The 15175-nt window shown below is 68.5% G+C and carries 10 protein-coding genes; 3 read left to right on the forward strand and 7 right to left on the reverse strand.

The features are described from left to right. Positions 1-14: 14 nt before the first annotated feature. From ASG27_RS14525 to ASG27_RS27885, 4 genes are all read right to left on the reverse strand, one after another. Positions 15-452 carry a universal stress protein gene (locus tag ASG27_RS14525; protein WP_056412499.1) on the reverse strand — a complete coding sequence of 146 codons (438 nt, stop codon included), beginning with the start codon at positions 450-452 and terminating at the stop codon, positions 15-17. 181 nt (positions 453-633) lie between these two features. Next, positions 634-1416 carry a 2OG-Fe dioxygenase family protein gene (locus tag ASG27_RS14530; RefSeq protein ID WP_056412502.1) on the reverse strand — a complete coding sequence of 261 codons (783 nt, stop codon included), beginning with the start codon at positions 1414-1416 and terminating at the stop codon, positions 634-636. A gap of 137 nt (positions 1417-1553) precedes the next feature. Further along, on the reverse strand, positions 1554-2078 hold the full coding sequence (locus ASG27_RS14535) for a hypothetical protein (protein WP_156370900.1): 525 nt from the start codon (positions 2076-2078) through the stop codon (positions 1554-1556). A gap of 253 nt (positions 2079-2331) precedes the next feature. After that, complete coding sequence (locus tag ASG27_RS27885) at positions 2332-5292, reverse strand: EAL domain-containing protein (RefSeq protein ID WP_326938671.1); 2961 nt, start codon at positions 5290-5292, stop codon at positions 2332-2334. 124 nt (positions 5293-5416) lie between these two features. Here ASG27_RS27885 and ASG27_RS14545 point away from each other — a divergent pair, with 124 nt between their 5' ends. Further along, the gene (locus ASG27_RS14545) at positions 5417-5791 is read left to right on the forward strand and encodes a PilZ domain-containing protein (RefSeq protein ID WP_056412506.1); all 375 of its coding nucleotides are present in this window, start codon (positions 5417-5419) and stop codon (positions 5789-5791) included. A gap of 105 nt (positions 5792-5896) precedes the next feature. Here the strand turns inward: ASG27_RS14545 and ASG27_RS14550 are convergent, their stop codons facing one another. Continuing rightward, the gene (locus ASG27_RS14550; protein ID WP_056412509.1) at positions 5897-7588 is read right to left on the reverse strand and encodes a long-chain fatty acid--CoA ligase; all 1692 of its coding nucleotides are present in this window, start codon (positions 7586-7588) and stop codon (positions 5897-5899) included. A gap of 229 nt (positions 7589-7817) precedes the next feature. On the opposite strand from ASG27_RS14550, the gene ASG27_RS14555 reads away from it, so the two are divergent. Then, the gene (locus tag ASG27_RS14555; RefSeq protein ID WP_056412512.1) at positions 7818-8174 is read left to right on the forward strand and encodes a hypothetical protein; all 357 of its coding nucleotides are present in this window, start codon (positions 7818-7820) and stop codon (positions 8172-8174) included. Here the strand turns inward: ASG27_RS14555 and ASG27_RS14560 are convergent. Both ASG27_RS14560 and hrpA read right to left on the reverse strand, forming a co-directional pair. Further along, positions 8132-8569, reverse strand: coding sequence for a hypothetical protein (locus tag ASG27_RS14560; protein WP_056412515.1), 438 nt, complete (start codon positions 8567-8569; stop codon positions 8132-8134). The genes ASG27_RS14555 and ASG27_RS14560 overlap by 43 nt on opposite strands. A gap of 29 nt (positions 8570-8598) precedes the next feature. Further along, positions 8599-12747: an ATP-dependent RNA helicase HrpA gene (gene hrpA, locus ASG27_RS14565; protein ID WP_056412747.1), complete on the reverse strand. Its 4149-nt coding sequence runs from the start codon at positions 12745-12747 to the stop codon at positions 8599-8601. Positions 12748-12965: 218 nt separating this feature from the next. On the opposite strand from hrpA, the gene ASG27_RS14570 reads away from it, so the two are divergent. Next, positions 12966-14843 (forward strand): serine hydrolase domain-containing protein, encoded by a 1878-nt coding sequence (locus ASG27_RS14570; RefSeq protein WP_056412518.1) that lies wholly within the window; start codon positions 12966-12968, stop codon positions 14841-14843. Positions 14844-15175: the final 332 nt, after the last annotated feature.

Here is a 15175-nt window from a genome sequence, read left to right on the forward strand (position 1 = left end):
GCTGTTTGCAGTGATCAGGTGCGCACGACCAGCACGGGGATGTGCACCACGCCCAGCACGCGCTGGGTGACGCTGCCCAGGACCAGCTTTTCCAGGCCGCGGCGGCCGTGGGAGCCCATCACGATGAGGTCGGCGCCGGTGCTCTCCAGCGCACGCAGGATGCCGTCGTGCACGGCATGGCCTTCGCCGACCACGGTGGTCACCTGCACGCCCGCTTCGGCCATGGCCTTGCGGGCGGCTTCGAGCGCCGTGTTGGCCTCTGCGGTGGCGGCGTTGATGTACTGCGCCTGGCCGTAGGCGAAATCAGCGCCCACGCCGGTGAAGGGATAGGGGTCGACCACATACACCGCCGTCACTGCGCTGCCGAAGGTCTTGGCCAGGGCGGCGGCCTTGGACACCGCCAGTGCGGAGGTCTCCGAGCCGTCTACAGGAACCAGAATGTGCTTGAACATGGTGCTTCTCCTTGGAATGGATGGAAAGGGGGATGGGCCGGCTTGTGGCGGGCCCGTCTGACGCCAGTGTGAACGTCCACCATACCTTGCATCTTGATTCGCATCAAATGCGGCGCAGTCATTCCCGCGAGCCCGCAGGGTTTGACGCTGCGCCGGCCAGCATCCCGCAGGCCTGGCCGGGTCAGCCGCCCGCCGGCACCGTCCCCACCACGTCCGCACCCTGGAAGTTGCCGCGCCGGCAGGTGACGACGAGCGTGTCGCGGTGGCCCGCAGCGTCCACCGGCTGGATGGGGGTGGACTCATGGATCATGCGCGCGTCGTCCAGCAGCAGCAGCGACCATGGCTCGGTCAGGGTGAAGCGCTGGCCGCTCGGGCCATGGGCTTCAAACACCCGCGTCTCGCCGCCCTTGATGCCCGCACGCCCCACCAAAAACACGGCCACCAGGTCCACGCCGTCGCGGTGCGCGCCTTCGGGCGTGGGGCGGCCGATGCCGTCGGTGGTGTCGATGCGGAACTGGTGCGCCTCCACGAACCAGGGCTGTGGCGCATCGGCGTTGGTTGCAAACACGGCGTCGGAGACATTGGCCAGAGCCGCCAGCAACTGATGCCATACGGGCTGGGCCACGGTGGCGGGCTCCATGGGCGCGAACCAGCGCTCCATGCCGCCGTGCAGCGCGTTGTATTCCACCGGCTGCCAGTGGGCGCGGTGCGGCACCTGCTGCACCTGTCCGCCCTGCACCACGAAGCACGCGTGGCGACGGCGGCGGTAACGCCCGCCGTCTTTCAGAAATTCATCGGGCGGCAGGCTGTCCCAGTCGCGATTGAGCGCCATCAACGCCGGCAAGTCGCCGCCGATGAAGCGGGCCACATCGGCCGGGGACAGCACGGCATAGCCGCGCTGGCTCAGATGATTGGCAACGTCCGAAGGGGTGGTGAACGGGGGTGAGAAAGTGACTTGGGCCATAGAGGCCCGAGCTTAACCGCTGCCACCTTCGCAGCGTCTGCGCTGGCGCAAATGGCAGCGCCTTCCAGGCCTATAGGCTCAGGAAGGCGCGGGAGGCTGGAAAGGGCGCTGGGCGCTTCAGGCCGCCAGCTCAGCCCTCAATCGCGGTGGCCGTGCCCGTGGCCCTTGCCGTGGCCGCGTCCCCGGTCGTCGTCGCCGTGGCGATCACGTCCACGGTCCCGGTCGTGCTTGCCGCCATGGCGGTGGTCGTCGTCCCAGCGGCGGTCATCGCGCCCGTGCGGGCCGCGATGGTGGGGAGGACCCCGGCGCGGTGGGGGCTCCTGCACAAAGTAGACCGGCTGGTTGCAGGCGTTGTAGCGGCCGCAGTGCCTGCCCCAGTTCTTGGCATGGCCGGGCGGCACGTACATGTAGATGGGCGCGCGGGGCACCACGACCGCAGGGCGGTGGATGATCACGGGCTCGGCGTACAGCACGGGCGGCGGTGCCGCGTTGCCGATGTTGATGCGGCCATACACACCCGGTGCCAGTTCGCTGCCGACGGTGGCGTTGACGTAGCCCTGTGCCTGCGCACCGCCCGCCACAGCCATCAGCAGCGCAGCGGCGGCGCCAGAAAAGAAAAGGCGAAGACCGGAGGTCATCGTGGGGGTTGTGGTGTTTGTCATGCGGTGCTCCTTGTTGTTCAACGCGCCACGCACGCCAACCGTGCACCAGGGCCACCCATGGGCTGGACCGTCAAGCGCCCTTGACCCTACTGCATCGCGCCGCGCAGCGATGTCATCCAATGGCGACAGACGGGCCGACCGGCCGCAAGATGCCCAAGCCTGCAGATCGCGCATCCTCCCGCCATGCCGGCCGTGCGCGAGGCCTCCACCGCGAAGACAGGGGAAACGGGCGAAGATGGCGCAGACGACGTTCTCAGGCCAACACGATCTCGGGCACGGCGAGCAGTGCGCTGGCCGGGCCCGGCCTTCCGAACAGGTAGCCCTGCCACACGTGGCAGCCCAGGCTGGCCAGCATGTCGCGCTGCTCGGCGGTCTCCACGCCCTCGGCGATCACGCCCAGTTCCATGGTCTGCGCCAGGGTGACGATGGCGCGCGCGATGCTGGCGTCGTTGGCGTCGGTGAGCAGATCGCGCACGAAACCCTGATCGATCTTGAGCTGGTCCAGCGGCAGCCGCTTGAGGTACGCCAGGCTGGAATAGCCCGTGCCGAAGTCATCGAGCGAGAAGCGGATGCCCAATGCCCGCAGCGTGGTCATGCGCAGGATGGTGTCTTCCACGTCGTCCAGCAGCAAGGTCTCGGTCAGCTCCAGCTTCAGGCGCTGCGGGTCGGCGCCGGTCTCTTCGAGCATGGTCAGCACATCGTCGACGAAGTCGGGGTGGCGGAACTGGCGCGCGCTCACGTTCACGGCCAGGCTCCAGTGGGCAGTCAGCGGGCTTTGCGCCCACTGCACCAGCTGCACGCACGCGGTGCGCAAGATCCACGCGCCCAGCGGCACGATCATGCCCGACGCCTCCGCCACTGGGACGAACTCCCCCGGCGACACCAGGCCCCGCTCTGGGTGCTGCCAGCGCACCAGCGCCTCGGCCCCCACCATGCCGTCGAACTGGCTGATCTGCGCCTGGTAATGCAGCAGGAACTGGCCGTCGCGCAGGGCCTCGCGCAGGTCGGCCTCCAGCGCGGTGCGGGCCGACACGGCTGCCTGCGTGCGGGGGTCGAAGAACTGCAGCGTGTTGCGCCCTGCCGCCTTGGCCTGGTACATGGCCAGGTCCCCGCGCTTGAGCAGCTCGTCCACCGAGCCCTGCGCATCGGCATACAAGGCCACGCCGATGCTGCAGGAGCCGTGGTACATGCGCCCGCCCAGCGGGTAGCCCTGCCCCAGCGCCAGCAACACGGTGCGCGCCACCGCCTCGGCCTGCGCCGCGGCTTCCGCGGGCTGGGGGCTCAGCCCCTCGATCAGCAGGACGAACTCATCACCGCCCAGGCGCGCCACGGTCACGCCCTGGCGCACGCCGCCCAGCCTGGCCGCCACCTGGCACAGCAGTTGGTCGCCGATCTCGTGGCCCTGCGTGTCGTTCAGGTCCTTGAAGTTGTCCAGGTCCACGAACAGCAGCGCACCGCCGGTGCCCATGCGCGCCGCACTCGCGAGTCCATGCTGCAGGCGGTCGGCCATCAGGCGCCGGTTGGGCAGACCCGTCAGCGGGTCGTAGTACGCCAGCAGGCGGATCTCTTCCTCTGCCGCCTTGCGGGCCGAGATGTCGGTCTGCGTGCCCACGTAGTGCGTGATCTCGCCCTGCGGCGAGCGCACCGCGGTGACGGTGATCCACGCGGGGTACACCTCGCCGTTCTTGCGGCGGTTCCAGACCTCGCCCTGCCAGCCGCCGGTGGCGCTGAGCGCGTCCTTGAGCGCGGTATAGAAATGCGTGTCGTGGCGGCCCGATTGCAGCAGCCGCGGCGTCTCACCCACGAGCTCCTGCACCGAGTAGCCCGTCAGCCGCGCATACGACTGGTTGGCCGTCAGGATGCGCTGGTCCGGCCCGGTCACCACCATGCCTTCGAACGACTCGAACACCGTGGCGGCGATGCGCAGCGACTCTTCGGCCTTGCGCCGCTCGGTGATGTCGGTGGAGATGCCGCACAGCGCATGGATGCTGCCATCGGGCAGGCGCAGCGGGATCTTGACGGACAGGTACGCCCGTGTCTCGCCCGTGGCCAGGTGCGTGTTGACCTCCTCCACCTCCAGCAGCTCGCCCTGCTGCAGCACGCGCCGGTCGTTGGCCTGCAGCTGCGCGGTGGTGGCCTGGTCGAAGAAGGCGGAATCATCGAGCCCCACCACGTCCTGCGCCTGCCGGCCGAACAGGCCGAGGATGTGGTGGTTGGCGTATTCGTAGCGGAAGTCCTGTCCCTTGATGTAGATGAAGGCGCCCACGCTGTCCAGGATGGTGGCCAGCTTCTGCTCGCTGGCCTGCAGCTTGCGCGTGCGCTCGTCCACCTTGCGCCGCAGCGCCACCGCCGACACCGCCGCCAGCAGCGCGAACACCGCCAGCGCCACCATGGCCCAGCCCATGGCCGCCGACATCTGCGCCCCTGCTTCAGGCCCGGCCCACCGGCCCATCACCTGCGTGTAGCGCGGCTCCGCGCCGGAGCGCCAGCGCTGCACCGACTGGTCGATGGCCGCCAGCACATCGGCATTGCGGCCCGGGCCGGTGGCGAAATACAGCGACGAGGGCTGGAACACGATGCCCGCATCGACCAGGCCGAACTGCCCCGCCTGCAGGTTGCCGAACAGGTGGTTGGAGATCACCGCGTCCGCGTCGCCTCGCTGCACGAACTCGAAGGCTTCGACCAGCGTCGACGCGTCGATCAACAGCACGGCGATGCCGAAGCTGTCCATCATGCTCAGAAAGGTGGCGCGCTGCACCGAGCCCTTGAGCACCGCCACACGCTTGCCCGCCAGGTCGAACATCGACTGGATGGTGCTGCCGCGTGCGCGGTAGACCTGCGACCAGCTGTGCAGCACCGGCAGGGAATGGAAGTCGTACAGCCGCTCGCGCTCGCGAGTGCGGGCCACATCGGGCATCAGGTCGAGCTGACCCGCGGCCAGGGCATCCAGGCAGTCCTGCCATTCGCACGGCACATAGCGCAGCGTCCAGTGCTCGCGCTCGGCCACCAGCTGCAGCAGGTCGACAAAAATGCCCGACGCCCGGCCCTGCGCGTCGACAAACAGCTTGGGCTCGTTGGAGTACACCCCCACGCGCAACTCGCGGGGCGCAGCATGCGCACTGGTGCCGATGCATGCATACAGCAATGGCGCCAGCACCATCCAGCGCAGCCACACAGCGTACCGGGCTCTGAACAGGGATGCGCGTGAATTCAACAGCTGATCCCCTAAGAGAAAGCCACATGTTACCGAAAGGTTGCAAAAACATCCAAACGTAATAAACGACCGGCGCGCTTGGAGTAGCATGTACCCATCACCCCGCTTCGCCCAGGAGACAGCGATGCCCCATGAACGGCGCCACTTCGTCCGCGTTGGTTTCGACGCACCGGCCCTGCTGACCACCGCCACGGATGCCTTCAGCGTGCACGTGCTGGACTTGTCCCTCAAGGGCGCGCTGCTGGTGGCCCCCGCCCAGGCGGAGCTCGAAGCCGGCATGCTGTGCCAGCTCACCATCCCGCTGGCCGAGACGGGCAACCACATCGCCATGTCCACCGAAATCGCCCACGTCGAGGGCCAGCACGCCGGCCTGCTGTGCCGCGGCATCGACCTGGACAGCGTGACCCACCTGCGCCGCCTGATCGAACTGCAGCTGGGCGACCCGGCCCTGCTGGAGCGGGACCTGGGCGAGCTGACGCTGGCGGGGCCGCAGCACTGAGGGTGCTGATGCGGCCTTGCATGCGGCCCCCTCTCCCCAGCCCTCTCCCGCGAGGGGAGAGGGAGTGAAGGCAGCGGAGCCTGCGCGCGCCGAGTGGCCGCCGTCCTACTGCTGCGCTTCCTGCTCCTGCAGCGCCCGCCACATCACCTTGCCGCTGCCGCTCTTGGGCAATGCGCTCACAAACTGCACGATGCGAGGCACCTTGTAGACCGCCATGTTCTCGCGGCACCAGTCGATGATCTGCTGCTCGGTGGTGGTGTCCTTGTGCGATGCGCGCAGCACCACCACGGCCTTGACCGTCTCGCCGCGGTAGCTGTCCTTGGCGGCGATGATGCAGGCCTCCTGGATGGCGGGGTGGCGGAACATCAGCGCCTCGACCTCGGCCGGCCAGACCTTGAAGCCGCTGGCGTTGATCATGCGTTTCAAGCGGTCGGTCAGGAAGAAATAGCCGTCCTCGTCCATGCGGCCCAGGTCGCCCGAGCGGAAGAACCGCTTGCCCTCGAATTCGATGAAGGCCGAAGCCGTGGCGTCCGGGCGTTTCCAGTAGCCCTCGAACACCTCGGGGCCGTGGATGATGATCTCGCCCTGCTCACCCACGGGCATTTCCTGCAGGGTGTCGGGGTCGACCACGCGCGCATCGGTGCTCATGAACGGGATGCCCAGGCACTGCTGCTTGGGGTGGTCCGGCGGGTTGGAGTGCGACGGCGCGGCGGTCTCGGTCAGGCCGTAGCCTTCGGAATACCGCAGCCCGTACTGCTCCAGCAGGCGCTGCGCCACGGCCTGCGGCATGGCCGCGCCACCGCCGCCGATGTAGACCAGGCTGGAGAGGTCGTAGCTGGCAAAGTTGGGGCTGCCCAGCAGGTCGATGACCATGGTGGGGATGTTGGTCCAGTTGGTGACCTGGTAGCGCGAGATGAGGCGCCCGGCCAGGTCGCGGTCCCACCGGGGCATGATGACCAGCGTGGCGGCCGAGTAGATGGCCGTGTGCATCACGCTCACCATGCCGGTGATGTGGAACATGGGCACCACGGCCAGCGTGACGCTGTCGACCGACCCCGTGCCCCACAGCGCACTGGCGGCAGCGTTGTGCAGGATGCTCCGGTGCAGGTGCATGCAGCCCTTGGGCAGGCCGGTGGTGCCGCTGGTGTAGGGCAGCAGTGCCAGGTCGTCCGGGCCCACCAGCAGTTCGGGCGGCGCCTGCGCAATGTCGAGCGCGTCGGTCCACGCATGGGCCTGGCCGCCGTCGAGCACGGGCAGCGGGTGGCGTGTGCCCAGCCACTCTATCCAGGCTTCGGGCGGCGCATCCGCCCCGGTCACATTCACATCGAAGGCATCGGTGAACTGCGTCACCACCAGGTGCGCCAGTCGTTCAGCAGCGGGCAGCGCGTTGCTCGCCTTGGCCATCTCGGCGGCCAGGTCGCCGGTGGTCAGCGCCACCTTGGTGTCGGGGTCGGTGATGTAGTGCTTGAGCTCTTCGGCCCGGTTCATCGGGTTGACCGGCACCACCACCGCATTGGCGCGCAGGATGGCGAAGTGCGCCATGACGAGCTGCGGGCAGTTCTGCATGCACAGCACCACGCGGTCGCCGCGCTGCACGCCCAGGGCTGCGAGCCGTGCGGCCAGGCGCTCGGCGCCTTCCACCAGTTGCCGGTAGGTCAGCGTGCGGCCAAAAAAGACCAGCGCCGCCTTGTCCGGGTAGCGGCGCGCACTGATGGCCAGGTTGTCCCACAGCGAGGTGGACGGCAGCGTGATGGCCTTGGGCAGGCGGTGGGGCCAGAACTTGTAGTGAGGGCGCATGGAGCAGGGATTCCTTTGAAGAACGCAGCCTAGTTCGCATGGTGCCCGACGGCATTGGGGATGGCACTGATGCAGCGTCGCGCAGGTGACGCTCAGCCGTCGCGGCGGACCGGGCCCCGGCGGCGCTGTACTGCGGCTTCGGCAGCACCAGGGCACCGCAGGGCGTCGGCTACCATCGTCACCACGCCGCCTGTTCTTTTTTGCCCTGCTTCATTCAAGACCCGACGACATGCTGACCATCGCCTACTACGCACTGATGCTCCTGGTCGGATACTTCTTCTACCGGTACGGGCAGAAGCTGCTCCACCAGGGCCGGCGTGACGACAACGATGAGCTCACCAAGCCGCCTGTCGGGCCCATCAGCTTTCTGTTCGTGGCCGGCTTGGCGTGCTATCTCCTGTTCGAGGCCCTGCGCGCCGTGGTGCTGCAGCAGATTCCATGCGTCGGCAAAGGCTGCAAGGGGCAGCTCTACACCCTGGCGGAGCATTCCGGCCCGTACTGGGCGAACCTGTTCTTTGTGGTGTGGATGGTGCTGGCCCTGGGCTACACGATGTACGTGACGGTCAGGATCTGGACCAGGGACTGAAGACCGGGATGTATGCGCCGCACCGCATGGCCTGGCCCGCGCGGGACCTCATCCCCGTGGCCGCACGACGCCACCTCTGCCTGATCGTCGGGGATGGGCACCCCGTACTTCCCCAGCCCTACAGCCTCCGGACAATTCGGGCGCGGCAGGGCTGCGGCAAGCAGCCAGAGCGTCACGAAGATGAGCCCGCCAATACCGCGCAGCCCCGCATGCCGCCGGGGCATGCGCAACAGGCCCGCCACGAGAGCAGCGGACACCAGAAAGCAGACAGACAACGCGTCGCGGTAGTTGCCGTAGTACACCCACTCGGTGTAGTGGCCGCCCCACCGGTTCACCAGCCAGAACGACCACATCGGCAAAGTCGCCGCCAGCACCAGGGCCAACCACCAGGCCATCGCCCGGGGCCAGCCAGACCGCTGCGGCGTCAGCTCTGGATCTGCGCCCACAGCTTGTCCAGGCGCTTGACGCTCACCGGCTGCGGCGTGCGCAGCTCCTGCGCGAAAAAGCTCACGCGCAACTCTTCCAGCAGCCAGCGCAGCTCCTGCATGCGCGCATCCACCGCGCCCTTGCGCTCGGCCACCAGGCGCCAGTAGCGCTGCTCTTGCGGGCGCAGCTCGGCCAGCTTGGCGGCGTCGCGGGCGGGGTCGGCGCGGTACTTGTCCAGGCGCAGGGTGATGGCCTTGAGGTAGCGCGGAAAGTGCGCCAACTGGGCCCAGGGCGCCTGCGCGATGAACTGCTTGGGCACCAGGCGCTGCAATTGCTGCTGCGCGTCCTGCGTGGCATCGGGGGCGTTCTTGGTGTCCTTGATCTTGCGGGCGGCAGCGGCGTACTCGACCAGGATGCCGGAGGCCAGCCGCGCCACTTCGTTGGCGATCAGGGTCAGCCGGCCCCGGCCCTCTTCCACGCGGCGCTTGAAGGCGTACTCGTCGGTGGGCAGCGGGTCGAGCAGGAACGCGCGGTCCAGCGCCACGTCGATGATCTGGGCGCGCAGTTCTTCCTGCGTGCCGCCGCCGGTGCCGTCCGGCGACCGGCCGACCTGCATGTACGCCACCGCCATTTTCTGCAGGTCGGGGATGTTCTTTTCCAGGTACTTGAGCGCGTCCTTGATCTGCAGCGCAAACAGGCGGCGCAGCCCGGCGCGGTGCTTGGCGGCGGCCACTTCGGGCTCGTCGAAGACTTCGATGGTCACCGCATCGCCGCCATTGATCAGCGCCGGAAAGCCCACCAGGGTCTGGCCGCTCTTCTTGATTTCCATCAGCTCCGGCAGCTCGCCAAAGGTCCAGGCGGTGTAGCGCTGGCCCGCGGGCGCAGCCGGCGCAGACGATGGCGCTGCAGCCGGTGCGGCCTTGCCACCCGCCCCGCCCTTTGCTCCTGATTCGATAGCTGCTTGCGCTCGCCCAGCAATCGGTGGGGGCTGTTTTTGCTCAATGTTTGCACTATCTGCACTATCTGCAGCGCCACCACCGCTGCCTCCACCGAGCTTGAGCCCCGCCAGCGCCTGGAACGCGCCCCGCGCCTTGGCGCCCCATTCGGCCTTCAGGGCGCCCAGGTTGCGGCCATGGCCCAGTTGGCGGCCGTGCTCGTCCACCACGCGGAAGTTCATGAACAGGTGCGGGCTGAGCATGTCCAGCTTGAAGTCGGCGCGCTTCACATCGAGCGATGTCTCGTCGCGCACCTGCTTGAGCAGTGCGTCCGTGAGGCTGCCGGTACCAAACCGCTCGGGCGTGTTGAACAGCGCGGCCAGGCGCGTGGCCGACTCGGGCAGCGGCACGAAGCGGCTGCGCGGGCGCTGGTGCAGGCTCTTGAGCAGGGCCTGGATCTTGTCCTTGAGCATGCCGGGCACCAGCCACTCGCAGCGCTCGTCGTTCACCTGGTTGAGCACGAACAGCGGGATGGTCACGGTGATGCCGTCACGCGGGTCGCCAGGCTCGTGCAGGTAGGTGGCTGCGCAGTCCACCCCACCCAGGCGCACGGTCTTGGGAAACGCGTTGCTGGTGATGCCCGCGGCCTCGTGGCGCATGAGCTCTTCGCGCGTGAGCTTGAGCAGGTCGGGCTTGGCCTTCGACTCTTCGCGGTACCAGGCCTCGAAGCCGTGGCCGTTGCAGATGTCCGCTGGCAGCTGCTGGTCGTAGAAGGCGTAGATGAGCTCGTCGTCCACCAGCACGTCCTGCCGGCGCGACTTGTGTTCCAGCTCTTCGACCTTGGCGATGAGCTTCTGGTTGGCGGCCAAGAACGGCAGCCTGGTCTCCCAGTTGCCGCCCACCAGCGCTTCGCGGATGAAGATCTCGCGCGCAGCGTACGGGTCGATCTTGCCGAAGTTGATGCGCCGGCCGCTGTAGATCACGATGCCGTAGAGCGTGGCGCGCTCCAGCGCCGTCACCTCGGCGGACTTCTTCTCCCAGTGCGGGTCGAGCAGCTGCTTTTTCAGCAGATGGCCGCCTACCTGTTCGATCCATTGCGGCTCGATGGCGGCGATCCCCCGGCCGAACAGGCGCGTGGTCTCCACCAGTTCGGCCGCCACGATCCAGCGGCCGGGCTTCTTGGACAGGTGCGCGCCCGGGTGCTTGTAGAACTTGATGCCGCGCGCGCCCAGGTACCAGTCTTCCTCTTCGCTGCGCGCACCGATGTTGCCCAGCAGCCCGGCCAGCATGGACAGGTGCAGCTGCTCGTAGCTGGCAGGCTGCGTGTTGATGGGCCACTTGTGCTCGGTGACCACGGTGAGCAGCTGGGTGTGGATGTCGCGCCACTCGCGCAGGCGGCGGATGCTGATGAAGTTCTGGCGCAGCAACTGCTCGTACTGGCGGTTGCTCAGCTTGTGGGTGGGCGCCTGGGCCGAGACGCTGGCGACAGCGGGCGCGGGTGCCGCAGCGGCCACCAGCCGCTGGGCCACGGGCAGGTGGGCCTGCGACGGGGCGCGCTGGTGGGCCATGGCCTTCTGCGCGCGGGCCGAGGGCAGCGTGGGCGCGCCGCCGCGGGCCTCGTTGATCCACTTCCAGAGCTTGAGGTAGCCGCTGAATTCGCTCTTTTCGTCGTCGAACTTGGCATGCGCCTGGTCGGCCTGCTGCTGGGCTTCCATGGGCCGGTCGCGCACGTCCTGCACGCTCAGGGCGCTGGCGATGACCAGCACTTCGTCCAGCGCCTTGCGATCGCGCGCCTCCAGAATCATGCGGCCCACGCGCGGGTCCAGCGGCAGGCGCGACAGCTCCACGCCCATCGGCGTGAGTTCGTTGGACTCGTCCACCGCGCCCAGCTCGGCCAGCAGTTGGTAGCCGTCGGCAATGGCGCGGCCGGACGGGGCCTCGATGAACGGGAACTGCACCACGTCGCCCAGGTGCAGCGACTTCATGCGCAGGATGACGCCGGCCAGCGATGACCGCAGGATTTCGGGGTCGGTGAAGCGCGGGCGGGCGTTGAAGTCCGCCTCGTCGTACAGGCGGATGCAGATGCCGTTGGCCACGCGCCCGCAGCGGCCCGCGCGCTGGTTGGCTGCCGCCTGGCTGATGGGCTCGACCAGCAACTGCTCGACCTTGCTACGGAAAGAATAGCGCTTCACGCGCGCCGTGCCTGCGTCGATGACGTACCGGATGCCCGGCACGGTGAGCGAGGTCTCGGCCACGTTGGTTGCCAGCACCAGGCGGCGGCCGGTGTGGCCGTCGAAAATGCGGTCCTGCTCGGCCTGCGACAGGCGGGCGAACAGCGGCAGCACCTCGGCGTTGCGCATCACCGGCTGGTGGGCCAGGTGCTTGCGCAGGTGGTCGGCCGCCTCGCGGATCTCGCGCTCGCCGGGCAGGAAGATGAGGATGTCGCCACCGGCATTGCCCTGCCAGAGCTCGTCCACCCCATCGGCGATGGCTTCATTGAGGCCGTAGTCGCGCGTGTCCTCGAACGGGCGCCAGCGCTGCTCCACGGGAAAGGTGCGGCCCGACACATAAATGATGGGCGCAGGGCCTTTGGCGGATTCGAAATGCTTGGCAAACCGGTCCGCATCGATGGTGGCAGACGTGACGATGACCTTGAGATCCGGCCGGCGCGGCAGGATCTGGCGGATATAGCCCAGCAGGAAGTCGATGTTCAGGCTGCGCTCGTGCGCCTCGTCGATGATGATGGTGTCGTAGGCCTTGAGCAGCGGGTCGGTCTGCGTCTCGGCCAGCAAGATGCCGTCGGTCATCAGCTTGACCGACGCATCGCGCGACAGCCGGTCCTGAAAGCGCACCTTGAAGCCCACCACGTCACCGAGCGGCGTGTTCAGTTCTTCGGCGATGCGCTTGGCCACGCTGCTGGCGGCGATGCGGCGCGGCTGGGTGTGGCCGATGAGCTGGCCCTTCTGCCCGGGCTTGGCATTGCACTTGCCGCGGCCCAGCGCCAGCGCGATCTTGGGCAGCTGCGTGGTCTTGCCCGAGCCCGTCTCGCCGCACACGATCACGACCTGGTGCTTCTCGATGGCCGCCATGATCTCCTCGCGCCTGCCCGACACCGGCAGCGACTCCGGGAAGGTGATGCGCAGCGGCGCGGTTTTGGGGGCAGTGGGCGGGGCTGCTGCTGGCGGGGAGGTAGGAGGCGCGGATTCGGTCATGAAGGCACGCATTATCGGAGGCAGGCGTTGGCCCTGTGCAACACAGGCCATGCGCACCGCCGCGCCGCACCTCGCACGGCACCCGCGCAGGCCCCGCTCGGTGCCGTCTTTTTGCCGAGTGCTACTTTTTGATGGGGTGGATTTCAGGATGTAATGCGCACAACCCATTCCGCCCCGACGATGTCTGCGTGGCGGGTGCCCCTCAGGATTTTGACCGCATGCTCCCGCAGACATCAGCCACCCCTTTTTCACCGGACGACAGCGCCACGCCCGCGCAGCCCCCGCACCCCTCGCGCCGCGACTGGCTGGCGTGGGCCGGCGCCGCCGCCCTGGCGCCCCTGCTGCCGGCCTGTGGAGGCACCGGCAACCCCGGCCCCACGCTCGCGGCCACCATGGCCTGGGGCCGCAGCGAGATCCGCCAGGCCATGCAGCGCAGCGAGGCGCGGGCCGCCTCCGTCGCCCTGCTGCAGGGCGACCGGCTGGTGTGGCAGGAGGCCTTCGGCGTGCTGGACGACACCACCCGCGCGCTGGCGACGCCGGACACGCGCTTCAATGTGGGCTCCGTGAGCAAGGTGGTGGCGGCGCTGGCCGTGATGGTGCTGGTGGACCGGCAACTGGTGCAGCTCGATGCGCCGGTGGTGCGCTACCTGCCGCAGTTCACCATGCTGTCGCCGGGCTACCGCGACATCACCGTGCGCCACCTGCTCAGCCATGCATCGGGGCTGCCGGGCACGCACACGCACAACCTGTTCGCCACCGCGCCGCTGCCAGGCTATGCCGCCGAGCTGGAAGCAGCGCTGGCCGACGCCCACCTCAAGCACGCGCCCGGCGCGCTGGCGGTGTACTGCAACGACGGCTTCACGCTGATCGAGCGCATCGTGCTCGCAGTGACCGGGCAGACCTACCCGGCGTTCGTGCAGTCGGCCCTGCTCAACCCGCTGGGCATGGCCCGCTCGGGCTACACCCTGCTGCCGCTGCCCGAAGGCAGCTTCGCCCACGGCTACATCCGCAAGCAGCGCCAGGCCCAGGAGTTCGTGATGGGCTACGCCACCGGCGGGCTGTGCACCACGCCCGGCGACATGATGAAGCTGGCCACCATGCTGCTGCAAGGCGGCGAATACGACGGCCGGCGCGTCGTCTCCAGGGCTGGCGTGCTGGAGATGGGCCGCGGCCAGAACCCGGGCCTGCGCGCCGACCTGACACCCGACTGGCAGTGGGGCCTGGGGTGGGACAGCGCGCAGCAGCAGGGCCTGTCTGCCGCGGGCGTGCTGGCCTGGCAAAAGAGCGGCGGCACCATGTTCTATTCGAGCGATTTCTACGTGCTGCCGCAGGCGGGCATGGCGTTGCTGATCACCGGCAGCGCATCGGCCTTCAAGCCCGGGCCGGTGGCCGAAGGCATCCTGCTGCGGGCGCTGCAGGAGACCGGGCAACTGGCAGCGCTGCCGCCCAAGGTCTTGACGGCGGCCCCGTCACTGGCCACCTCATCGGCCAGCGCGGTCGATGCGGTGCTGGGCATCTACGGCCGGTCCGCCAAGCCCCTGAAAGCCACCTCGCCCGACAGCCAGCAGATCGACCTGTGGGTATGGTCGGCCGAGGCCAGGGGCTGGACGATGCTGAGCGCGGGGCTGCGCCTGCGCAGCGACGGCTGGTGGTGGTCCGACGCGCAGCCGCGCACCCAGTACCGCTGGGAGCAAGCCGACGGCCGCCGCTACCTGCTGTCGCGCGAGCCCGCCACCGCCGGGCACTACTGGGTGACCATGCCCATGGCGCAGCAGATGCCCCGCGCCGCAGCGCCCCTGCCCGCGCAGTGGGTGGCGCGCCTGGACAGCCATTGGGTACTGGCGAACGAGGCGCCCGAATCGATTCCGCTCGCGTTCGGCGTGCCGGCAGCGACGCTGCGGGAACTGCCCGAACTGCCCGGCTACCTGTTCTGGGACGACAGCCAGTTCTTGCTGCCGCTGTCGCCCGACCGCGCGGGCATGACCGTGCAGGTGCCCCTCAACGACGGCCGCGATCTCGTCGAGCTGGTGGTGCAGGCGCGCGACGAGCAGGAATGGCTGCACGCGGCCGGCTGGAGCTACCGCCGCCGGGCCTAGCCCGGCACGCACCTACCCCGCCCCGCCCCACGGCCACCAGCGCACACGCGCCCGCTGCAGCGCACTGTGCGTTTCATGCGACAGATGCAGGTTGCCAAAGCCCTGAGCGCTTGCCAAGCCGCAGAGCCCTCGCCACAATTCGCGCTTCTTTCTTTCAGCCACGGGCACACCGCCACGCAGCCGCTGAAACCACTGGAGGTCACCGCCATGTTTGTTCCTTTGTCCGCAATCACCTGACCACAGTCCACCGCCCCGGCTGGACTGTGCATTCACAAGTCCAGCCAAGGCCGACAAGCGCGCTATTGCACCCCGTGCAGCGCTCCACAAGCCCT

It is taken from the genome of Acidovorax sp. Leaf191, assembly GCF_001424425.1.
Classification (GTDB): domain Bacteria; phylum Pseudomonadota; class Gammaproteobacteria; order Burkholderiales; family Burkholderiaceae_C; genus Acidovorax.

Coding starts and splice junctions, on each gene's coding strand:
- ASG27_RS14525 (WP_056412499.1), bottom strand. CDS start 452: ATGTTCAAGCACATTCTGGTTCCTGTAGACGGCTCGGAGACCTCCGCA.
- ASG27_RS14530 (WP_056412502.1), bottom strand. CDS start 1,416: ATGGCCCAAGTCACTTTCTCACCCCCGTTCACCACCCCTTCGGACGTT.
- ASG27_RS14535 (WP_156370900.1), bottom strand. CDS start 2,078: ATGACAAACACCACAACCCCCACGATGACCTCCGGTCTTCGCCTTTTC.
- ASG27_RS14545 (WP_056412506.1), top strand. CDS start 5,417: ATGCCCCATGAACGGCGCCACTTCGTCCGCGTTGGTTTCGACGCACCG.
- ASG27_RS14550 (WP_056412509.1), bottom strand. CDS start 7,588: ATGCGCCCTCACTACAAGTTCTGGCCCCACCGCCTGCCCAAGGCCATC.
- ASG27_RS14555 (WP_056412512.1), top strand. CDS start 7,818: ATGCTGACCATCGCCTACTACGCACTGATGCTCCTGGTCGGATACTTC.
- ASG27_RS14560 (WP_056412515.1), bottom strand. CDS start 8,569: ATGGCCTGGTGGTTGGCCCTGGTGCTGGCGGCGACTTTGCCGATGTGG.
- hrpA (WP_056412747.1), bottom strand. CDS start 12,747: ATGACCGAATCCGCGCCTCCTACCTCCCCGCCAGCAGCAGCCCCGCCC.
- ASG27_RS14570 (WP_056412518.1), top strand. CDS start 12,966: ATGCTCCCGCAGACATCAGCCACCCCTTTTTCACCGGACGACAGCGCC.